The following is a 20,096-nucleotide window of genomic DNA, read 5'->3' as shown; positions in this document are numbered from 1 at the left end:
ATCCACCGAAGTGGACGGGGTATCAACTTCTGGCGTTGATTTTTGGCACGCTGTTGAGTTCTCAAGGAACGGACGCTTCCTTTGTACTCACCCTCAGTAACACTTACTGGGGCTTTCCTCCGGGCTTCGTTCTTGCGTTTCCGACTCTATCAGAGTCAGTCTCGCTTGCTTTCCAGGGTCTTCGCTTTCGCGTTTTCCCTTTCCGGCGGTTCCAACCTTACCAGATTCTTTCCGCTCCGTTTCCGGAGTGGATTTGAATTCGGTGGCTGTTGGAGAGCCTTTCCCTTTCGGGCGGATCAGACTTTATCAGGTCTCCCTGGGTCTTGAATCCCACCCGCTCGCCGAACACGTCCGGGCACGCGTGCGTGCCGGGGTGCCGTGCGAGGTGGAGCCGTAAACGTACTGGAGCGGGGCCCCCGGATGCAAATCCGGTTGCCCCGCTCCAGTGACGGCGCTACGGCGAGGCTCAGACCTCGACGACGACCGGGAGGATCATCGGGCGGCGGCGGTAGCCGTCCGAGACCCACTTGCCCATGGTCCGGCGGATGAGCTGCTGGATCTGGTGCGGTTCCGCGACGCCGTCGGCGGCGGCGCGGGCGATGGCTTCCTCGATCTTCACCATGACGGACCCGAAGGCCGAGTCCTCGATGCCGGAGCCGCGGGCCTGGATGTTCGGGCCGCTGACGACCTTGCCCGTGCTGCTGTCCACGACCACGTAGACCGAGATGATGCCCTCGTCGCCGAGGATCCGGCGGTCCTTGAGCGAGGACTCGGTGACGTCGCCGACCGACAGGCCGTCCACGTACACGTAGCCGGCCTGGACCTTGCCGGAGATCCGGGCCTTGCCGTCGATCAGGTCGACGACCACGCCGTCCTCGGCGATGACGATGCGGTCCTTCGGGACACCCGTCATGGCGCCGAGCTCGGCGTTGGCGCGCAGGTGGCGCCATTCGCCGTGGACCGGCATGAGGTTCCGCGGCTTGCAGATGTTGTAGAAGTACAGCAGCTCGCCTGCGGAGGCGTGGCCGGAGACGTGCACCTTGGCGTTGCCCTTGTGCACGACGTTGGCGCCCCAGCGGGTCAGGCCGTTGATCACGCGGTAGACCGCGTTCTCGTTGCCCGGGATCAGCGACGACGCGAGGATCACGGTGTCGCCGGGGACGATCCGGATCTGGTGGTCGCGGTTGGCCATGCGGGACAGGGCCGCCATCGGCTCGCCCTGGGAACCCGTACAGACCAGCACGACCTCGTCGTCCGGCAGGTCGTCGAGGGTCTTCACGTCGACGACGAGGCCGGCCGGGACGCGCAGGTAGCCCAGGTCACGGGCGATGCCCATGTTGCGGACCATCGAGCGGCCGACGAAGGCGACACGGCGGCCGTACTCGTGGGCGGCGTCGAGGATCTGCTGGATGCGGTGCACGTGGCTGGCGAACGACGCCACGATGATCCGCTTCTGGGCACCCGCGAAGACGCCGCGGATGGCGTTGGAAATGTCGCGCTCCGGCGGGACGAAGCCCGGGACCTCGGCGTTCGTCGAGTCCGAGAGGAGAAGGTCGATGCCCTCTTCGCTCAGGCGCGCGAAGGCGTGCAGGTCGGTGAGGCGGTTGTCCAGCGGCAGCTGGTCCATCTTGAAGTCGCCGGTGGCGACGACGAGACCCGCGGGGGTGCGGATCGCGACGGCCAGGGCGTCCGGGATGGAGTGGTTGACGGCGATGAACTCGCAGTCGAAGGGGCCCAGGTTCTCGCGCTCGCCCTCCTTCACCTCGAGGGTGTAGGGGCGGATGCGGTGCTCCTGGAGCTTGGCCTCGATGAGGGCCAGCGTCAGCTTGGAGCCGATCAGCGGGATGTCCGGCTTCTCCCGGAGGAGGTAGGGGACGGCGCCGATGTGGTCCTCGTGTCCGTGCGTGAGGACGATGCCCTCGATGTCGTCGAGGCGGTCCCGGATGGACGAGAAGTCCGGCAGGATCAGGTCGACGCCCGGCTGCTCCTCCTCGGGGAAGAGAACGCCGCAGTCGACGATCAGCAGGCGGCCGTCGAACTCGAAGACGGTCATGTTGCGGCCGATCTCGCCGAGACCGCCCAGCGGGGTGACCCGGAGGCCGCCCTTGGGGAGCTTCGGCGGCGGGCCGAGTTCAGGGTGCGGATGGCTCAAAAGTATCTCCTCACCACACACGCCACGTACCTCGTAAGGCACGTGGCGCGCATGTCGTTCGTGCACTTGCATTCGTCTGTTTTGTTCGTCTTGCTTATTCAGTTGTGAAGTCTGATGTCAGAGCTGTACCCCGCCGGCGGCAAGATCGATCTTGAGCTGGGCCGTCTCTTCGGCCGTCAGCTCGACGAGCGGGAGCCGCAGCGGGCCCGCGGGCAGGCCCTGCAGGTTCAGGGCGCCCTTGGTGGTGATCACGCCCTGCGTGCGGAACATGCCGGTGAAGACGGGGAGCAGCTTCTGGTGGATCTCGGTGGCCTTCTGGACGTCGCCGCCCAGGTGGGCCTCGAGCATCGCGCGGAGCTCGGGGGTGACCACGTGGCCGACCACGGAGACGAAGCCGACGGCGCCGACGGACAGCAGCGGCAGGTTCAGCATGTCGTCGCCGGAGTACCAGGCGAGTCCGCTCTGGGCGATGGCCCAGCTGGCGCGGCCGAGGTCGCCCTTGGCGTCCTTGTTGGCCACGATGCGGGGGTGCTCGGCGAGCCGCACCAGGGTTTCGGTGTTGATCGGGACGCCGCTGCGGCCGGGGATGTCGTAGAGCATCACCGGGAGCTCGGTGGCGTCGGCGATCGCCGTGAAGTGCCGGTAGAGGCCTTCCTGCGGCGGCTTGCTGTAGTACGGGGTCACCGCGAGCAGGCCGTGGGCGCCGGTGCGCTCGGCCTGGCGGGCCAGCTCGAGTGTGTGCCGGGTGTCGTTGGTGCCGATGCCGGCGACGACGTGGGCACGGTCGCCGACCGCTTCGAGGACGGCTCGTACGAGGTCGTTTTTCTCCGCGTCGGTGGTGGTCGGGGACTCGCCGGTGGTCCCGTTGATGATCAGGCCGTCGTTGCCTGCGTCCACCAGGTGGACGGCGAGCTGCTGCGCGCCGTCGAGGTCGAGTGCGCCATCCGCCGTGAAGGGCGTGATCATGGCGGTGAGGACCCGCCCGAAGGGGGTCTGCGGAGTCGAGATCGGAGCCATGGGTAACACGCTACTCGCTGCCATGCTCACGTTGTCCCCTCGGGGGACGTCAAGAGGGTGTGGCTCCCGGCACGGGCCGGGAGGGTTGTTGGATCCCGGCACTGCCTGCTCGGGGGTTCAAGCAGTGCCGGGTCCGTTTGATCAGCCTAGATGAACTTTACGAAACGTGGCAATACGGACACTTCGGACTTGACTCCGCACATCTGTACGGAGTGGGTCCATCCGTGCCCATCGAGCCGTACCGACCCTTACGGGGCGACGCGACCGTTGGCGTTGTACGCGGCGTACGTCAGCGGCATGAGCGCGGCCCAGTGCTGCTCCATCTTCTCGCCGACCATCTCGATCTCCCGCTGCGGGAAGGAGGGGACGGTCGCGAGCTCGTGCTGCGTGCGCAGGCCGAGGAAGTGCATCAGCGAGCGCGCGTTGCAGGTGGCGTACATCGAGGAGAAAAGTCCGACCGGCAGGACCGAACGGGCAACCTCGCGGGCCACGCCCGCGGCCAGCATCTCCTGGTAGGCCTCGTAGGCCTGACGGTACGAGTCCTCCATGACCCGGCCCGTCAGTTCCTGCTGGGCCGCGGTGCCCTCGACGAAGACGTACTTGCCCGGGCGGCCCTCCTGGACGAGCTTGCGCTCGGCGTCCGGGACGTAGAAGACCGGCTCGAGCTCCCTGTAGCGGCCCGATTCCTCGTTGTACGACCAGCCGACGCGGTGCCGCATGAACTCGCGGAACACGAAGATCGGGGCGCTGATGAAGAACGTCATCGAGTTGTGCTCGAAGGGGCTGCCGTGGCGGTCCCGCATCAGGTAGTTGATGAGGCCCTTGGAACGCTCCGGGTCCTTCTGGAGCTCCTCGAGCGACTGCTCGCCGGCCGTGGAGACACGGGCGGCCCACAGCACGTCGGAGTCGGCGGCGGAGTGCTTCACCAGCTCCACCGTCACATCACTGCGGAAGCTGGGTTTCAGGTCTGAAGCGGCGGTCTCGCTCACCGGGGGTCCTTCCGAACGACTCACATGGGGCGCGCCCACTCTACGGCGCAGCCGACGGCTCCCCGCGCAGCTCTCGCGCCGACCGGGCACGGGCCGCGGCGGCGACTCCGTCACCCTTTCAGCTGACGCCCAGCCATGAAATTTGGTTAATGTCCCGAATTCCGGCACCGATTGGGCGGCTCATACGTCTTCACCAGTACAGGCCACACACACCCACCACCGCCGCCCCCGGGCCCTGACCGTGAGGAGAGTCCCTCCATGTTTCGCCGGAGCGAACCCGTCCCGTTCGCCTTCGTCGCCGAGGCCGACCGTTTCCGCAGCAATGTCACTCCGCCGCCGCGCGAGCGTCTGGGCGCGGCCCAGATGGCCGCCCGTAGTCTGGTCGGGCTGACCGTGGTGGCGGGGCTCGTCGGCTCCCTGCTCTTCGGCATGCCCGCGCTGCAGCCCCACCAGGCGCCCGCCAAGTCGCAGCAGTCGGAGGCCTCCGAGGGACGGTAGCCTCACGGGCACAGCCCAACCGAACGTGCATGTGAGTGAGGTACAGCCGTGCCCCTGCCCTTCTTGACGGCCGACCGCGCGTTCGACGCGCACGAAGACACTGCCGACGAGGACGTACTGGCCCACGAGGACCCCGACCGCTGGCGCCGGCCGTACCGGCCCGGGCCCTGGCGGGTGGCCGGCGCCGCCCTGCTGCTCCTGCTGGCCGCGTTCATGCTGCTCGCCACGATGATCATCGCGTTCGCGGGTGCATGGGCCGGTGCCGGTGTCTGTGTGGCCGCTGCGCTCGGCGTGATCGGGTCGGCGCTGCGCCTGCTCATGGCGGGCGTCTGGGTGAGCCCGGCGGGGCTTCGCCGGGTGGGCTTCTTCCGGACCCGCTCGATCGCCTGGGACGAGATCACCGAGGTCCGTACGGTCCAGCAGCCGGTGCGCTGGCTGGGGCTGCCGCGGACCGTCCAGGGCCAGGCGCTGACGGCGGCCGCCCGCGACGGCGCGGAGCTGCCGGTGCTGCTGACCGACCACAACGCCGATTTCCTCTCGCGGACCGAGGCGTTCGACCGGGCTGCCGACATGGTCGAGGCCTGGGCCGACGAGTACCGGCCCGTGCCCGCCTGACACCGGCGTGCAGTGCCCTGGAAGCCCGTACAGGATCCGCTCAGGCGGCTGCACGGGCTTCCGGGTTCTACGGGCTTAGGGGCCGGTCTGGCCGCGCGGTCCGCCGTGCAGGGCGATGGCCCGCTGCATGGCCTTGCGGGCCCGCGGGGTGTCCCGGGCGTCGTGGTAGGCGACGGCGAGGCGGAACCAGCTGCGCCAGTCCCCCGGCGCGTCCTCCGTCTCGGCCTTGCGGCGCGCGAAGACCTCGTCGGCGGAGTCCCGCACGATCCGGCCGTACTCGTCCCGCTCCAGCTCGTCCACGGGCAGTCCGCCCTCGGCCTCCAGCTCGGTCGCGAGCTGGTTCGCCTTCGTCACGAACTGCGTGTTCTTCCAGAGGAACCAGACGCCGATGACCGGCAGGATCAGCACGGCCGCCCCGAAGGTCACGGTCAGCCAGGTGCCCTGCCGGATCAGCAGCACGCCCCGGCTGCCGGCCAGGACGAAGTAGACGACCAGGACGGCGGCCGTGAGGAAGTAAGTGATCTTCGCGCGCATGGGTACTACTGCCTGCTCATCAGCCGAGGTCGAGGAAGTTTTCCAGGCCGAACGTGAGGCCCGGGTGCTGCACGACGCGGCGCGCACCGAGCAGGATGCCCGGCATGAAGCTGCTGTGGTGCAGGGAGTCGTGACGGATGGTCAGGGTCTCGCCCTCGCCGCCGAGCAGCACCTCCTGGTGGGCCAGCAGGCCGCGCAGGCGGATCGCGTGCACCGGGACGCCGTCGACGTCCGCGCCGCGCGCGCCGTCCAGGGCGGTGGCGGTGGCGTCGGGCTGCGGGGCGCAGCCGGCCTCGGCGCGGGCGGCCGCGATGAGCTGCGCCGTACGGGTCGCCGTGCCGGAGGGGGCGTCGACCTTGTTCGGGTGGTGGAGCTCGACGACCTCGACGGACTCGAAGTAGCGGGCGGCCTGGGCGGCGAACTTCATGGTCAGGACGGCGCCGATGGAGAAGTTCGGGGCGATGAGCACGCCGGTCTGCGGGGAGGCGGCGAGCCAGGTGTCCAGCTGGGCGAGGCGCTCCTCGGTCCAGCCGGTGGTGCCGACCACGCCGTGGATCCCGTGGCGGATGAGGAAGTCCAGGTTCTCCATGACCGAGGCGGGGGTGGTCAGCTCGACCGCGACCTGCGCGCCGGCCTCGGCCACCGTCTCCAGCTTGTCGCCGCGGCCGAGGGCGGCCACCAGCTCCATGTCCTCGGCGGCCTCGACGGCCTTGACCGCCTCGGAGCCGATGCGGCCCTGGGCGCCGAGAACGGCCACCCGCAGCTTGCTGCTCATGCTTCTTCGCTTCCTGTCGTACGGGCCGGGCACCGGCCGGCGGCCGGTGCCCGGCCCCAAGGTATCCAGGGTCTCGGGGTCTCAGGACACCGCTTCGTCGAGGCGGGCGGCCTGCTTCTCCTTCAGCGGGCCGATCACCGCGAGCGACGGCCGCTGGGCCAGTACATCCTGCGCGACCGAGCGGACGTCGTCCGGGGTCACGGACGCGATCCGGGCCAGCATGTCGTCGACCGACATCTGGTCGCCCCAGCAGAGCTCGCTCTTGCCGATGCGGTTCATGATCGCGCCGGTGTCCTCCAGGCCGAGGACGGTGGAGCCGGACAGCTGGCCGATGGCCCGCTTGATCTCCTCGTCGGTGAGCCCCTCGGAGACGACCTTGTCGAGCTCGCCGCGGCAGATCCGCAGCACGTCGTGAACCTGGTTCGGGCGGCATCCCGCGTACACGCCGAAGAGCCCGGTGTCGGCGAAGCCCGAGGTGTACGAGTACACGCTGTAGGCCAGGCCGCGCTTCTCCCGGACCTCCTGGAAGAGGCGGGAGGACATGCCGCCGCCGAGGGCCGTGTTCAGTACCCCGAGTGCCCAGCGGCGCTCGTCGGTACGGGCCAGGCCGGGCATGCCGAGGACCACGTGGGCCTGCTCGGTCTTGCGGTTGATCAGGTCGACGCGGCCGGAGGTGCGGATGCGCTTGGCTCCGGAGCGCGGGCCGATCGGCTCGGCGTCGGTGTGCCGGAGGGCGCCGGCCTTCTCGAAGGCCGCGCGGACCTGGCGTACGACCTTGTTGTGGTCGACGTTGCCGGCCGCGGCCACCACCAGGTGGCGGGGGTCGTAGTGCTTCTTGTAGAAGCGGCGGATCCGGTCAGCGCCGAGGGCGTTGATCGTGTCGACGGTGCCGAGGACGGGACGGCCCAGGGGGGTGTCGCCGTACATCGTGTGCGCGAACAGGTCGTGCACGCAGTCGCCCGGGTCGTCCTCGGTCATCGCGATCTCTTCGAGGATGACGCCGCGCTCGGCGTCGACGTCCTCCTCGCGGATCAGCGAGCCGGTGAGCATGTCGCAGACGACGTCGATCGCCAGCGGCAGGTCGGTGTCGAGCACCCGTGCGTAGTAGCAGGTGTACTCCTTCGCCGTGAAGGCGTTCATCTCGCCGCCGACCGCGTCGATCGCGGAGGAGATGTCGAGGGCGCTGCGCTTGTGCGTGCCCTTGAAGAGGAGGTGCTCGAGGTAGTGCGTGGCACCGTTGAGCGTGGGCGTCTCGTCGCGGGAGCCCACGTGCGCCCAGATGCCGAAGGTGGCGGAGCGGACCGAGGGCAGCGTCTCGGTGACGATGCGCAGTCCGCCGGGGAGGACGGTGCGCCGGACGGTGCCGATGCCGTTCTCGCCTTTGAGGAGGGTTTGGGTACGGGCGACGGCCCGCCCCTCCGAAGAGGGGCGGGCCGTCACACGGGAACTACGCGACGTCACTTGTCGGAGTCGTCCTTGTCAGCGTCGTCGCCGGCGGCCTCGCCGTCGATCACGGGGATCAGGGAGAGCTTGCCGCGCTGGTCGATCTCGGCGATCTCGACCTGGACCTTGGTGCCGACCGCGAGCACGTCCTCGACGTTCTCCACGCGCTTGCCACCGGCGAGCTTGCGGATCTGCGAGATGTGCAGCAGGCCGTCCTTGCCCGGGAGCAGGGAGACGAAGGCACCGAAGGTGGTGGTCTTGACGACCGTACCCAGGTAGCGCTCGCCGACCTCCGGCATGGTCGGGTTGGCGATGCCGTTGATCGTGGCGCGGGCGGCCTCGGCGGCCGGGCCGTCGGCGGCACCGATGTAGATGGTGCCGTCGTCCTCGATCGTGATCTCGGCGCCGGTGTCCTCCTGGATCTGGTTGATCATCTTGCCCTTGGGGCCGATGACCTCACCGATCTTGTCCACCGGGATCTTGACGGTGATGATCCGCGGGGCGTTCGGGGACATCTCGTCCGGCGTGTCGATCGCTTCCATCATCACGTCGAGGATGTGGAGGCGGGCGTCGCGGGCCTGCTTGAGGGCCGCGGCCAGGACGGAGGCCGGGATGCCGTCCAGCTTGGTGTCCAGCTGGAGGGCGGTCACGAACTCCTTGGTGCCGGCGACCTTGAAGTCCATGTCGCCGAAGGCGTCCTCCGCACCGAGGATGTCGGTGAGGGCGACGTAGTGCGTCTTGCCGTCGATCTCCTGGGAGATCAGACCCATGGCGATACCGGCGACGGGGGCCTTGAGGGGCACACCGGCGTTCAGCAGCGACATGGTGGAGGCGCAGACCGAGCCCATGGACGTCGAACCGTTGGAGCCGAGGGCCTCGGACACCTGGCGGATCGCGTACGGGAACTCCTCGCGGGTCGGGAGGACCGGCACGATCGCGCGCTCGGCGAGCGCGCCGTGGCCGATCTCGCGGCGCTTGGGCGAGCCCACGCGGCCGGTCTCACCGACGGAGTACGGCGGGAAGTTGTAGTTGTGCATGTAGCGCTTGCGGGTCACCGGGGAAAGGGTGTCCAGCTGCTGCTCCATACGGAGCATGTTGAGGGTGGTGACGCCCAGGATCTGGGTCTCGCCACGCTCGAACAGCGCCGAGCCGTGCACGCGCGGGATGGCCTCGACCTCGGCGGCGAGGGTACGGATGTCCGTGATCCCGCGGCCGTCGATGCGGACCTTGTCCTTGATGACGCGCTCGCGCACCAGGGCCTTGGTCAGGCTGCGGTAGGCGGCGGAGATCTCCTTCTCGCGGCCCTCGAAGGCCGGGAGGAGCTTCTCGGCGGCGATCTCCTTGACGCGGTCCAGCTCGGACTCGCGGTCCTGCTTGCCCGCGATGGTCAGCGCCTGGGAGAGCTCGCCCTTGACGGCGGCCGCGAGGGCCTCGTACACGTCGTCCTGGTAGTCCAGGAAGACCGGGAACTCGCCCTCGGGCTTGGCGGCCTTGGCCGCCAGGTCCGCCTGGGCCTTGCAGAGGGCCTTGATGAAGGGCTTCGAGGCGTCGAGGCCGGCGGCCACGATCTCCTCGGTCGGCGCCTCGGCGCCGCCCTTGACCAGGGTGATGGTCTTCTCGGTGGCCTCGGCCTCGACCATCATGATCGCGACGTCGCCGTCCTCCAGGACGCGGCCCGCGACGACCATGTCGAAGACGGCGTCCTCGAGCTCGGTGTGCGTCGGGAAGGCCACCCACTGGCCGCGGATCAGCGCGACGCGGACGCCGCCGATCGGGCCGGAGAAGGGCAGGCCGGCCAGCTGCGTGGACGCGGACGCGGCGTTGATCGCGATGACGTCGTACAGGTGGTCCGGGTTCAGCGCCATGACGGTGGCGACGACCTGGATCTCGTTGCGCAGGCCCTTCTTGAAGGACGGGCGCAGCGGGCGGTCGATCAGACGGCAGGTGAGGATCGCGTCCTCGGAGGGGCGGCCCTCACGGCGGAAGAAGGATCCGGGGATCTTGCCGGCCGCGTACTGGCGCTCCTCGACGTCCACCGTCAGGGGGAAGAAGTCGAGCTGGTCCTTGGGCTTCTTCGACGCGGTGGTGGCGGAAAGCACCATCGTGTCGTCGTCCAGGTAGGCAACGGCGGAGCCGGCGGCCTGGCGGGCCAGACGGCCCGTCTCGAAGCGGATGGTGCGGGTGCCGAAGGAACCGTTGTCAATGACGGCCTCGGCGTAGTGGGTCTCGTTCTCCACTAGCGTTTTCTCCATTTTCGTCGTCTCCGTCCGCTGCCCGTGTGGCTGCGGACGGTTGCGGAGAAGCGCTCCTTGCGTGCGGGCCGGTCTTCGATCGAAGTACCCGGTTCGGTGCCCGTGGGGCTTTCCGGGTACCACTACCGAGGACCGGCGGCGTGGGGAGGGCGCTCCTCCTCTTCAGTTGTGCACGTGGGTCGCGTGCCCGTGCGTCCAGACTACAAAGCGTCCGGTACGTCCCGCACGTAGAGCGACAGCACGTACAGCAAAGGGAGCGGCCCCCTCAGTGTGGGAACCGCTCCCTTCACAGCGTCTTTACTTGACGCCGGCCGCACCGCGGCGGATGCCGAGGCGCTCGACCAGCGTACGGAAGCGCTGGATGTCCTTCTTGGCCAGGTACTGCAGCAGGCGGCGACGCTGGCCGACCAGGATCAGCAGACCACGACGGGAGTGGTGGTCGTGCTTGTGGGTCTTGAGGTGCTCGGTCAGGTCCGTGATGCGCTTGGAGAGCATCGCAACCTGGACCTCGGGGGAGCCGGTGTCGCCCTCCTTGGCACCAAACTCGGCGATGATCTGCTTCTTCGTAGCGGCGTCGAGCGACACGCGTACTCCTCGTATAGGTCTTCGTGGCCACCGAGTGCCCCAGGTCGAATTCTCTGGGGATCTTCCGTAACTCGGGAGGCGGGGTCCGCTGAGCGCAGCCTCCAGAGGGTTTCCGGGGGCGCGTACACAAACGGCCGTCACACAGCGTACCAGGCTGCCGCCCGGCCCCCGTCTCAGCTGGTGAGAGCGCGGGCCCGGGCGTACACGTCCAGCACGGCGAGGGTCAGCGGGACAAGACTGAGCAGTACTGCCGCCTCGGTGAGGTCGAGCAGCCGTCCCCAGAAGGGTGACAGGCCCTTGCGGGGGATGACAAGCGCAATTCCCGCGAGGAGGGCGGCGCCGGCGGCGACGGCTGCGGAGAGCCAGATCGTACGGAGGTCCAGGCCGCCTCGGTCGTGGTACTGGACGAGCTCGCGGACCAGGTCGGCCGGCGGGTGCAGGGCCAGGCCCAGGATCAGCAGTCCGATGGCGGCCAGACCGGCGACCAGGGTGCACACGACCTGGGAGGTGTAGCGGAAGAGGCGGGCGCGCAGCAGCATGGCCAGCCCGGTGGCGAGGGCGAGCAGCCGGCCCCAGGTGTTGTCGGAGAAGCCGAGGACGGCGGCGGATCCGACGACGACCGCGGCGCAGCCGCCGACCAGGCCGAGGAGCATCTCGTGGCCGCGGCGGGCCTGGGTGGCGATGGCCTCGGCGTCGAGGGGGGTGCCCGCCTCGTGCTGCTCGGAGCCGGCGGGGTCGCCGTACGGCTCGGTCTCGTAGCGGTCCGGGGTCTCGTAACTCTCCACGGCGCTCTGCGGGGCGGCGTAGCCGATCGGCAGCCGGGCGAAGCGGGCGGAGAGGCCGGGCAGGAAGGCGACGAGGCCGATGGCCACGGGGGCGCAGACGGCGGCGGTCGCGGTGGCGGAGGCCCCGGTGACGATGGCGACGAACGTGGCCAGGGTTCCGGTGGCGGCGAGGAAGGTGGCCGCGACGAAGGGGGCGTCCCCGTTGGGGGTGAGTGCGACCAGGGCCACGGAGGCGACCAGGACGCAGACGCACCCGAGCAGGAACTGCAGCCGGCCGGGTCCTTCGCCGGCACCTGCGGCGATGATGCCGGAGCCGGCGATCAGCAGGTGCGGGAGGGCGCCGAGGCCGAGGGCGACGGCGGAGCCGCGGTCGCGGTAGACCCGGGCGCGCACTCCGGCGGCGGCGGTGAGGAGCACGCCGACGGCGCCGGCGATGATGCCGGGCAGGCCGTGCATGTCGTGGCGGACCGGGTCGGCGTACCAGAGGACGAAGCCGAGCAGGACGAGCAGCAGTGCGGCGCCGGCCAGGCCCGCGCCGCGCAGCATGTCGTCGCTCCAGAGGTGGCGGTCGCGGACGACGGCGGAGGCGACGGCGTCGGAGACGTCGTCGAAGACGGCCGGCGGCAGCGACTCGGCGAAGGGGCGCAGGCTCAGCACCTCGCCGTCGAGGACCTGCTGGGCGGCGAGGGTGCGGGCGCCGTCGAGGACCGTGCCGTCGCGGCGGACCAGGTGGAAACCGGTGGGTGCGCCGACGGGCTGGGTCTGGCCGGTGAGGCGCAGGAGTTCGGGATAGACGTCGGCGACGGCGATGTCCTCGGGAAGGGCGACGTCGATGCGGCTGTCGGGAGCCACGACGGTGACCCTGCAGAAGCCCGTCGTTGCGGCCGTACTCACCTGTGTGACCCCCCTGGTTGGCGAAGCGGGTGCATGGGCTCTCGCCTTGGATTCGCGGATGCGCATACTGCGCGGGCCACCCTACCGGGAGTATGAGTGACTGTCGGCAAGTAGGATCACCGTCGCGCAGGGGAGACCCCCTTCGCGCCCGGGACTTGGGGGCGCCGGTTGCGACGTCCCGTCCGTTTTCGAGGGATTGATGCTCCGGTGACTCAGATCGTCGTCAAACGCCCGCCGCGGTCCTTGCCGCCCGAAGTTCCTTCGGACGAGCTGAGGCTGGAGGCTCCGCCGGAGCTTCCCCGCGGGCAGCAGGAGGGCATGCTGATGCAGCTCCTGCCGATGCTCGGCATGGGCTCGTCGGTCGTCTTCTTCTTCATGCCGGGTGCGGCGCCCTTCATGCGCATCATGGGTGTGCTGATGCTGGTGTCCACGGTGGGCATGGTCCTCGCCCAGCTGGTGCGCCACCGGCGCGGTACGCAGGGGCAAATGGCCGATGTACGGCGGGACTACCTGAAATATCTTGCGCAGACCCGCCGTCAGGTCCGCAGGACCGCGCGGGCGCAGCGCGACGCGCAGCTGTATCTGCACCCGGCCCCCGAGCAGTTGTGGTCGGTGGTGGCCGAGGGATCGCGGCTGTGGGAGCGGCGCGTCGGCGACGAGGACTTCGGCCAGGCCCGGCTCGGGCTGGGCGCGCAGCGCCTCGCGACTGCGCTGGTGGCGCCGGACACGGCGCCGGTGGACGAGCTGGAGCCGCTGACGGCGGGCGCGATGCAGCGCTTCCTGAAGGTGCACTCCTCGCTGGACGGGCTGCCGGTGGCGGTGTCGCTGCGGGCGTTCTACCACGTGACGGTGTCCGGCGAGCCGGAGTCGGCGCGCGGCGCGGCGCGGGCGCTGGTGGCGCAGCTGGCGACGCTGCACTCCCCCGAGGACCTGGTGGTGGCCGTGGTGGCCGCGCCCGGAGCGGCGCCCGCGTGGGACTGGACGAAGTGGCTGCCGCACACGCAGGTCCCCGGGCAGGTCGACGGGGCCGGTACGAAGCGGCTGTTCAGCGATGACCTGGTCGAGCTGGAGGGGCTGCTGGCGCCGCGGCTGGAGGGGCGGCCGCGGTTCAGCCGGGACGTGTCCCCGGTGCTGGACCAGCCGCACCTGGTCGTCGTACTGGACGCGAACTCCCGGGGCGGCCTGGTCCCGCCGGACTCGGCGTTCGCGGCGGCCGAGGGGCTGCAGGGCGTGACCATCGTCGAGGTGGTCGCGGGCGAGCTGGACGAGCCGCGCGGCGGGCTGTCCGTAGTGGTGCGGCCGGGCCGGCTGCGGCTGGAGTCGGGCGCGGGCATCGCGTACGAGGGCGTACCGGACACGCTGTCGCTGCCCGCGGCGGAGGCACTCGCGCGGCAGCTGGCGCCGCTGCGCACCGGCGGCGGGGACGACGACGAACCGCTGCTGGCCAACCTGGACTTCACGGATCTGCTGAACCTCGGTGACGCGGCCTCGATCGACGTGGCCCGTACCTGGCGGCCGCGTTCGGCCGGTGAGCGGCTGCGCGTGCCGATCGGTGTCGGCGAGGACGGCGCCCCGGTCATGCTGGACCTCAAGGAAGCCGCACAGGAAGGCATGGGCCCGCACGGCCTGTGCGTGGGCGCGACCGGTTCCGGCAAGTCGGAGCTGCTGCGCACCCTCGTGCTGGGCCTCGCGGTCACGCACACCTCGGAGACGCTGAACTTCGTCCTCGCGGACTTCAAGGGCGGTGCGACCTTCACCGGCATGGGGCAGATGCCGCACGTGGCGGCCGTCATCACCAACCTGGCGGACGACCTCACGCTCGTGGACCGCATGGGCGACTCGATCCGCGGTGAGCTGCAGCGCCGGCAGGAGCTGCTGCGCTCGGCGGGCAACTACGCGAACATCCACGACTACGAGAAGGCGCGCGCGGCGGGTGCCCCGCTGGAGCCGCTGGCCTCGCTGGTGCTGGTCATCGACGAGTTCAGCGAGCTGCTGACCGCGAAGCCCGACTTCATCGACATGTTCATCCAGATCGGCCGCATCGGCCGCTCGCTGGGTGTGCACCTGCTGCTGGCCTCGCAGCGCCTGGAGGAGGGCAAGCTGCGCGGGCTGGACACGTACCTGTCGTACCGGATCGGTCTGCGGACCTTCTCGGCGGCGGAGTCGCGGACCGCGATCGGCGTGCCGGACGCGTACCACCTGCCGTCGGTGCCGGGTTCGGGCTACCTGAAGTTCGGTACGGACGAGATGACGCGGTTCAAGGCGGCGTACGTCTCGGGCACCTACCGCTCGGGCGGGCCGGACCTGTCGGTGGGCCTGTTCCCGGTGGAGCGGCGCCCCGCGCTGTTCACGGCGGCTCCGGTGCCGGTCGTGTACGCGGCGCCGGACCCGGCGTACCTGGCGGCGCAGTCGGAGCGGGAGGACGACGCGCTCGCGGACACGGTGCTGGACGTGATCGTGGCCCGGCTCGAGGGCCAGGGCGTGCCGGCGCACCAGGTGTGGCTGCCGCCGCTCGACCAGGCCCCGCCGCTGGACCAGCTGCTGCCGGCGCTGGCGCCTTCGGCGGAGCGGGGGCTGCACGCGGAGGGGTACACACGGCCCGGCGGGCTCGTCGTACCGCTCGGCCTCATCGACAAGCCCTTCGAGCAGCGCCGCGAGGTGCTGTACCGGGACTTCTCGGGTGCGGCGGGCCACATGATGGTGGTCGGCGGCCCCCAGTCGGGCAAGTCGACGCTGATGCGGACGCTGATCTCCTCGTTCGCGCTGACGCACACACCGCGCGAGGTGCAGTTCTACGGACTGGACTTCGGTGGCGGCAGCATGTCGTCGATCGCCGAGCTGCCGCACGTCGGCGGGATCGCCTCGCGCCTGGACCCGGAGCGGGTGCGGCGTACGGTCGCGGAGGTGGGGGGCATCCTCAACCGCCGCGAGGAGTTCTTCCGCGCGAACAACATCGACTCCATCGGGACCTACCGGCGGCGGCGCGCGGCGGGCGAGCTGCCCGGCGAGGCGTGGGGCGACGTGTTCCTCGTCGTCGACGGCTGGGGCGGCTTCCGCACCGAGTACGAGGGCCTGGAGTCGGTGGTCACTGACATCGCCTCGCGCGGTCTGGGCTACGGCATCCACGTGGTGATCACGGCGGCGCGGTACATGGAGGTGCGCGCCGCACTCAAGGACCAGATGCTGAACCGGCTGGAGCTGCGGCTCGGCGACGTCATGGACTCCGAGTTCGACCGCAAGGTCGCCGCGAACGTGCCGACGGGGATGCCGGGCCGCGGGCAGGTGGCGGAGAAGCTGCACTTCCTCGGCGCGCTGCCGCGGGTCGACGGCGCGCACGACCCGGAGGACCTGTCGGAGGCCACGGCCGCCTTCGTGTCGGCGGTGAAGCAGAACTGGGCGGGGGCCGCGGCTCCCGGCGTACGGCTGCTGCCGCGGCTGCTGCACGCCGACCAGCTGCCCAGGGGCGGGGACAACCCCGGCCGCGGGCTGGCCATCGGCATCGACGAGACGAACCTGGAGCCGGTGTTCGTCGACTTCGAGAGCGACCCGTTCTTCCTCGTGTTCGGCGAGAGCGAGTCCGGCAAGACGAACCTGCTGCGGCTGATCTGCCAGCAGATCGCGGAGCGGTACACCCCGGACCAGGCCCGGCTCGTCGTCGGCGACTACCGGCGCAGCCTGCTCGGTGCGCTGCCGGAGGAGCACCTGCTGGAGTACGCGCCGATGGCGAGCTCGCTGCAGACGCACATGGAGGCGCTGGGCGGGGTGTTCTCCCGGCGGCAGCCGCCGACCGACGTCACTCCGCAGCAGCTGCGCGACCGCAGCTGGTGGACCGGCCCGGACGTGTTCATCATCATCGACGACTACGACCTGGTGGCCACCAGCCAGGGCAATCCGCTGGCCCCGCTGGTGGAGTTCCTGCCGTTCGCCCGGGACACGGGTGTCCGCTTCATCATCGCGCGCAACTCGGCGGGCGCCTCGCGTTCGCTGTACGAGCCGTTCATGCAGCGCTTCAAGGAGCTCGGCGCGCAGGGCGTGGTGCTGTCGGGCGACCCGTCCGAGGGCGACCTGATCGGCAACGTCCGGCCGCGGCCGATGCCGCCGGGCCGGGCGTACTTCTCCTCGCGCAAGCGCGGCACGTCCCTGGTCCAGCTGGGCCGCCTGCCGGGGATGCAGTAGGAGGCAACCGCACGAGGCGGGGCCCGGACGACCGGGCCCCGCCGTGAGAGAGGCTGAGAACACCGTGATACGTCGTCGGAGAGAGCGCAGCCGCCGGTACGCAGCGCCGGTCGCCCTCGTGGCAGCCGCGGCGCTGCTGGCCGGCTGCCGGTTCGCAGACGCCCTCAGCGTGGACGAGTTGCAGGAGATCGCCGGCGGAGTCGATCGGGAGAGCGGTGTCGAATGCCCCCTGCCCTACGACTTCGCCAAGGCTGCCAAGGCCGCCGGGGTGGCGGGGGACACGGGCCCGGGGTACGCGAAGGCCGACCTGCCGGCCATCTCCGGGGAGACCGGCGAGGGGGCCGGTCCGGACGCCCCCCTGGCCCGCAACCCGGGGGCACTGGTGAGCTGTGTCTTCCACATCGGCCAGGAGGACCTGGAGGTGCACACCGTCGCGACGCAGAAGCGGCAGGCGCTGTCCGTGCTGCTCCCCGTGGTCTCGAAGGCGGCCGGTGTGGGGCCCGAGGGCCTGATCCCGTTCAGCGAGGAGGCGGCCGCGGCGAAGGCGGGTACGCCCGTCCTGACCAGGAGCGGCAACGTGGCCGCCGTACGGCTCGGCCTCGACGGCGACGGGGATGCGTCCCTGCTGCTGACCGCCGGGGACGCGGGCCGCACCGGGCTGAGCCGGGACCAGGTCGAGGACCTGGCCCGGGCCCTCGCCGGCCAGACCGGCGAGTAGGCGGTGTCCGGGTGCCGGATGCCGGATGCCGGGGTGATCAACGGGAAACACTCCCCCGGCCCGCCCCGCAGCACCGATAATCGGCAGTGAAGACCGCGGTAGCACCGCACCGCCGAGGGAAAGGCCGCACATGGGCACTCAGCAGGAGAAGGACGAGCTGTACGCGCTCGACATCAGCGGCGTGGAGTGGGAGGGCCCGCCCGGGACCAGCCCCGACGAGGAGCGGGTCGAGATCGCCCGGCTCCCCGAGGGCGCCGTGGCCATGCGGTCCTCGCTCGACCGGGACACCGTCCTGCGCTACACGGCGGCCGAGTGGGAGGCCTTCGTACTCGGGGCCAGGGACGGGGAGTTCGACCTCGACCGCGGCCCCCACTGAGGCCGGTACCCCGGGGTACGACGACGGGGCGCGCCCGGTGCGGGCGCGCCCCGTATCCGCATGCGACTGCGGTCGACCTGGCTCAGTAGGCCTCGGTGAACAGGCGCGAGGCCTTCACGTCGGTGGCGCGGTAGTCGCCCTTGCCGCGCTCGATCAGCCCGGCGACCTGCTCGAGCTGCCTGTGCATGTCGTCGGCCTTGCTCTTGTACTGCTTCTGGAGGGTGAGGTACGCCCGGTGCGCGTCACCGTCCCAGGTGTCCGTGACGACCTTGATGGCCTGCTCCATCTCCTGCAGGTCCGTCACGATCTTCTTCGAGACGACGCGGATGCGGTTCGCCATCTCCTGGACGCTCTCATACCGGACCTTGGTGTGGCCGTCGGAACCAGCCATGTTCTTCTCCTTCGCGCTGAGCTGAGTGGGAAACGACGTAAAGACGTAAAGGGCAGGTCAGATGCCGTTGAGGCCGGAGCCGCCCTGGCCCGCGGAGGCCTGCACGTTCTTGAACGCCGCGCGCACCTCGTCGTCCTGCGCGTTGCTGAGGTTCTTGGTCTGCGAGACCGCGTTGTGCAGCACCCCGAGCAGACGACGGATCTCGTCGTGGTCCTCGTTGACGACCGTCTGGGCGGAGACGAAGCCCGAGGCACCCACACCGGTCCAGCCGGCGCTCACCGTGGCGAGGATGTCGGCCAGCTCGCGGGACTGGGTGGTGACGGCGCGGGCCGTCGTCTCGATCTTGTTCTTCGCCTGGACGATCGGATCGTCTGCGAGTCCGAAATTGCTCATCCGAAGCTCCTCACTTCTCAATTCGCCGGCAGAACCGGCGGATTGCGCGGCAGAGCGGGCGTTCCCGGCGCGGATTCGAGCCGCGCGCCCTGGAACTCCCCCTCCGCCTCACGCGATCCCCCGATCACAGTCGTGAAGCCTGGTGTCACTCTAGCCAGTTCATCGGACCGCCCCAACACCGGTGGGCCGCTTCCGTTGATGAACTGTGACGGTTCACTGCAAACGGCCTCGTCGCTTGCGGGCATCCCGGACCACCGTCGCCGTGCCCGCGATGACCGCGATCAGCACGCCTGCGATCCCGAGAGCGTACGTTCCGAACCGCTCCTCACGCTCCTGCGCCGTCTCGGTCATCCGCAGCGCCGCCGCCTCGGGGGCGGCCGCCGGCGGCGGGCCGGGGTCCGGGACGGGGGCCTTGGGCCGGTCGTGGTCCTGGGTGACCGCGCGGACCGGGTCGACCACGCCCCATCCGACGTAGTCGTCACGGCCGTTGATCGAGCGCTCGGCGGTCCCCTGGATCTGCCAGACGATCTCCTGCGGGGACCAGTCCTCGTGCTTCGCGCGCAGCAGGGCGGCGACTCCGGCGACGTAGGGCGCCGAGAAACTGGTTCCGTTGTCGATGCACTGGCCGAAGCCGGGGACGGTGGAGACCATGTCGACGCCGGGCGCGGCGACCCCGATGAAGTCGCCGGGCTGCGAGAACGGGGACCGCTCGTTGTTGCGGTCCGAGGAGGCCACGGCGAGGACGCCGGGGAAGGCCGCCGGGTAGGTCCTGTGCTTCTCGCCGCTCATGCCGTCGTTGCCCGCCGAGGCCACGACCACGACCTTCGCGTCGATGGCGCGCTGGACGGCCTTGCCGAGCTCGGAGTCGGCGCTCAGGGGGACGTCGGTGTCCTGCGAGATGTTGATGACCTGGGCGCCCTTGGACACCGCGTGGTCGATCGCCTGGCCCAGGGAGAGGGCGTTGCCCTTGCCCTGCCCGTCGTTCTGCCGGATCGGGATGATCGTCGAGTCGGGGGCCAGGCCGACGAAGCCCGTGCCCTCCTGCGGTCGGGCCGCGATCAGCCCGGCCACCTTGGTGCCGTGGCCGACCGTGTCGCTCGTGCCGTCGCCGCCCTTGGGGTCGACGAAGTCCTTGCCGGCGCCGACGTCGATGGCGCCGCTGAGCTGCGGGTTCGCACGGTCCACGCCGGTGTCGATGACTGCGACGCGGACGGGCTTGCCGTTCTTGTCCTTGCCCTTGGTCTGCGCCCAGAGCGCGTCGAGCAGCAGCCGCTGCAGGGCCCAGGGGCGGTCGGCGATCTGCTTCTTCATCGGGAAGGTGCACTCGCCGGCGCCCGCGAGGTCCAGGGCCGGTGCGCGGACGGGTTCCGGGTACGGTGCGGCCGCGGCGGTGCCGGTCACCGCGGCACCCGTCGCGGCGGCCGCGGCGGTCGTGCCGGACAGGGCGGCCAGGGCGAGCGCCGCGGTGGCGAGTGCGCTGCGCGTGTACGGGGGCATGGGCAT

At 70.4% G+C, this 20,096-nt stretch carries 18 protein-coding genes; 6 read left to right on the top strand and 12 right to left on the bottom strand.

What is annotated here, in order from left to right; all coding sequences use genetic code 11:
* On the top strand, nucleotides 1–257 hold a 257-nt coding region (locus tag ACZ5WG_RS04385), incomplete at its 5' end, for a hypothetical protein (RefSeq protein WP_468720451.1).
* A 209-nt stretch (nucleotides 258–466) separates the two neighbouring features.
* On the opposite strand, the gene ACZ5WG_RS04380 is transcribed toward ACZ5WG_RS04385, so the two are convergent.
* The 3 genes from ACZ5WG_RS04380 to thyX all read right to left on the bottom strand — a co-directional run bounded on the left by ACZ5WG_RS04380 (nucleotide 467) and on the right by thyX (nucleotide 4,158).
* Nucleotides 467–2,152 carry a ribonuclease J gene (locus ACZ5WG_RS04380; protein ID WP_468720449.1) on the bottom strand — a complete coding sequence of 562 codons (1,686 nt, stop codon included), beginning with the start codon at nucleotides 2,150–2,152 and terminating at the stop codon, nucleotides 467–469.
* A gap of 117 nt (nucleotides 2,153–2,269) precedes the next feature.
* Complete coding sequence (dapA, locus tag ACZ5WG_RS04375; protein ID WP_266636202.1) at nucleotides 2,270–3,169, bottom strand: 4-hydroxy-tetrahydrodipicolinate synthase; 900 nt, start codon at nucleotides 3,167–3,169, stop codon at nucleotides 2,270–2,272.
* Nucleotides 3,170–3,417: 248 nt separating this feature from the next.
* Nucleotides 3,418–4,158, bottom strand: a complete 741-nt coding sequence (thyX, locus tag ACZ5WG_RS04370; protein WP_053786195.1) for an FAD-dependent thymidylate synthase — start codon at nucleotides 4,156–4,158, stop codon at nucleotides 3,418–3,420.
* Nucleotides 4,159–4,416: 258 nt separating this feature from the next.
* On the opposite strand from thyX, the gene ACZ5WG_RS04365 reads away from it, so the two are divergent.
* Complete coding sequence (locus ACZ5WG_RS04365) at nucleotides 4,417–4,656, top strand: hypothetical protein (RefSeq protein WP_053786194.1); 240 nt, start codon at nucleotides 4,417–4,419, stop codon at nucleotides 4,654–4,656.
* A gap of 48 nt (nucleotides 4,657–4,704) precedes the next feature.
* Complete coding sequence (locus ACZ5WG_RS04360) at nucleotides 4,705–5,271, top strand: PH domain-containing protein (RefSeq protein ID WP_468720447.1); 567 nt, start codon at nucleotides 4,705–4,707, stop codon at nucleotides 5,269–5,271.
* A gap of 75 nt (nucleotides 5,272–5,346) precedes the next feature.
* On the opposite strand, the gene ACZ5WG_RS04355 is transcribed toward ACZ5WG_RS04360, so the two are convergent.
* The 6 genes from ACZ5WG_RS04355 to eccD all read right to left on the bottom strand — a co-directional run bounded on the left by ACZ5WG_RS04355 (nucleotide 5,347) and on the right by eccD (nucleotide 12,539).
* Entirely contained in the window at nucleotides 5,347–5,805 is a 459-nt protein-coding gene (locus ACZ5WG_RS04355) for a hypothetical protein (protein WP_468720446.1), read from the bottom strand.
* A gap of 19 nt (nucleotides 5,806–5,824) precedes the next feature.
* Nucleotides 5,825–6,580, bottom strand: coding sequence for a 4-hydroxy-tetrahydrodipicolinate reductase (gene dapB, locus ACZ5WG_RS04350; protein ID WP_468720445.1), 756 nt, complete (start codon nucleotides 6,578–6,580; stop codon nucleotides 5,825–5,827).
* An 81-nt stretch (nucleotides 6,581–6,661) separates the two neighbouring features.
* Nucleotides 6,662–8,041: a M16 family metallopeptidase gene (locus tag ACZ5WG_RS04345; protein WP_468720443.1), complete on the bottom strand. Its 1,380-nt coding sequence runs from the start codon at nucleotides 8,039–8,041 to the stop codon at nucleotides 6,662–6,664.
* Nucleotides 8,038–10,260 carry a polyribonucleotide nucleotidyltransferase gene (locus ACZ5WG_RS04340; RefSeq protein WP_468720537.1) on the bottom strand — a complete coding sequence of 741 codons (2,223 nt, stop codon included), beginning with the start codon at nucleotides 10,258–10,260 and terminating at the stop codon, nucleotides 8,038–8,040. The genes ACZ5WG_RS04345 and ACZ5WG_RS04340 overlap by 4 nt, the downstream gene beginning before the upstream one ends.
* Nucleotides 10,261–10,572: 312 nt before the next feature.
* Complete coding sequence (rpsO, locus tag ACZ5WG_RS04335) at nucleotides 10,573–10,860, bottom strand: 30S ribosomal protein S15 (RefSeq protein WP_030161433.1); 288 nt, start codon at nucleotides 10,858–10,860, stop codon at nucleotides 10,573–10,575.
* Nucleotides 10,861–11,033: 173 nt separating this feature from the next.
* Nucleotides 11,034–12,539, bottom strand: coding sequence for a type VII secretion integral membrane protein EccD (gene eccD / locus ACZ5WG_RS04330; RefSeq protein ID WP_468720442.1), 1,506 nt, complete (start codon nucleotides 12,537–12,539; stop codon nucleotides 11,034–11,036).
* A gap of 207 nt (nucleotides 12,540–12,746) precedes the next feature.
* Between eccD and eccCa the strand changes: the two genes are divergently transcribed.
* The 3 genes from eccCa (at nucleotide 12,747) to ACZ5WG_RS04315 (ending at nucleotide 17,809) form a co-directional block, all read left to right on the top strand.
* Nucleotides 12,747–16,715, top strand: a complete 3,969-nt coding sequence (gene eccCa, locus ACZ5WG_RS04325) for a type VII secretion protein EccCa (protein WP_468720441.1) — start codon at nucleotides 12,747–12,749, stop codon at nucleotides 16,713–16,715.
* A gap of 64 nt (nucleotides 16,716–16,779) precedes the next feature.
* Nucleotides 16,780–17,433, top strand: a complete 654-nt coding sequence (locus ACZ5WG_RS04320) for a hypothetical protein (RefSeq protein WP_468720440.1) — start codon at nucleotides 16,780–16,782, stop codon at nucleotides 17,431–17,433.
* A gap of 130 nt (nucleotides 17,434–17,563) precedes the next feature.
* A complete protein-coding gene (locus ACZ5WG_RS04315) occupies nucleotides 17,564–17,809 on the top strand; it encodes a DUF397 domain-containing protein (RefSeq protein ID WP_125544560.1) in 246 nt (81 codons plus the stop codon).
* Nucleotides 17,810–17,891: 82 nt separating this feature from the next.
* On the opposite strand, the gene ACZ5WG_RS04310 is transcribed toward ACZ5WG_RS04315, so the two are convergent.
* The 3 genes from ACZ5WG_RS04310 to mycP all read right to left on the bottom strand — a co-directional run bounded on the left by ACZ5WG_RS04310 (nucleotide 17,892) and on the right by mycP (nucleotide 20,096).
* Nucleotides 17,892–18,200, bottom strand: coding sequence for a WXG100 family type VII secretion target (locus ACZ5WG_RS04310; RefSeq protein ID WP_468720437.1), 309 nt, complete (start codon nucleotides 18,198–18,200; stop codon nucleotides 17,892–17,894).
* Between the two features lie 57 nt (nucleotides 18,201–18,257).
* Nucleotides 18,258–18,593, bottom strand: a complete 336-nt coding sequence (locus ACZ5WG_RS04305) for a WXG100 family type VII secretion target (protein ID WP_266663167.1) — start codon at nucleotides 18,591–18,593, stop codon at nucleotides 18,258–18,260.
* A gap of 213 nt (nucleotides 18,594–18,806) precedes the next feature.
* Entirely contained in the window at nucleotides 18,807–20,096 is a 1,290-nt protein-coding gene (gene mycP / locus ACZ5WG_RS04300; protein ID WP_468720435.1) for a type VII secretion-associated serine protease mycosin, read from the bottom strand.

It is taken from the genome of Streptomyces sp. NPDC032745 (assembly GCF_055579465.1).
The sequence above is the reverse complement of the archived record's forward strand: the minus strand, read 5'-3'. Positions and strand labels throughout refer to the sequence as shown.

Excerpts from the sequence above, each read along its gene's own strand:
- ACZ5WG_RS04365 (WP_053786194.1), top strand. The coding sequence starts at position 4,417 with ATGTTTCGCCGGAGCGAACCCGTCCCGTTCGCCTTCGTCGCCGAGGCC.
- ACZ5WG_RS04305 (WP_266663167.1), bottom strand. The coding sequence starts at position 18,593 with ATGAGCAATTTCGGACTCGCAGACGATCCGATCGTCCAGGCGAAGAAC.
- dapA (WP_266636202.1), bottom strand. The coding sequence starts at position 3,169 with ATGGCTCCGATCTCGACTCCGCAGACCCCCTTCGGGCGGGTCCTCACC.
- ACZ5WG_RS04315 (WP_125544560.1), top strand. The coding sequence starts at position 17,564 with ATGGGCACTCAGCAGGAGAAGGACGAGCTGTACGCGCTCGACATCAGC.
- mycP (WP_468720435.1), bottom strand. The coding sequence starts at position 20,096 with ATGCCCATGCCCCCGTACACGCGCAGCGCACTCGCCACCGCGGCGCTC.
- dapB (WP_468720445.1), bottom strand. The coding sequence starts at position 6,580 with ATGAGCAGCAAGCTGCGGGTGGCCGTTCTCGGCGCCCAGGGCCGCATC.
- ACZ5WG_RS04310 (WP_468720437.1), bottom strand. The coding sequence starts at position 18,200 with ATGGCTGGTTCCGACGGCCACACCAAGGTCCGGTATGAGAGCGTCCAG.
- ACZ5WG_RS04355 (WP_468720446.1), bottom strand. The coding sequence starts at position 5,805 with ATGCGCGCGAAGATCACTTACTTCCTCACGGCCGCCGTCCTGGTCGTC.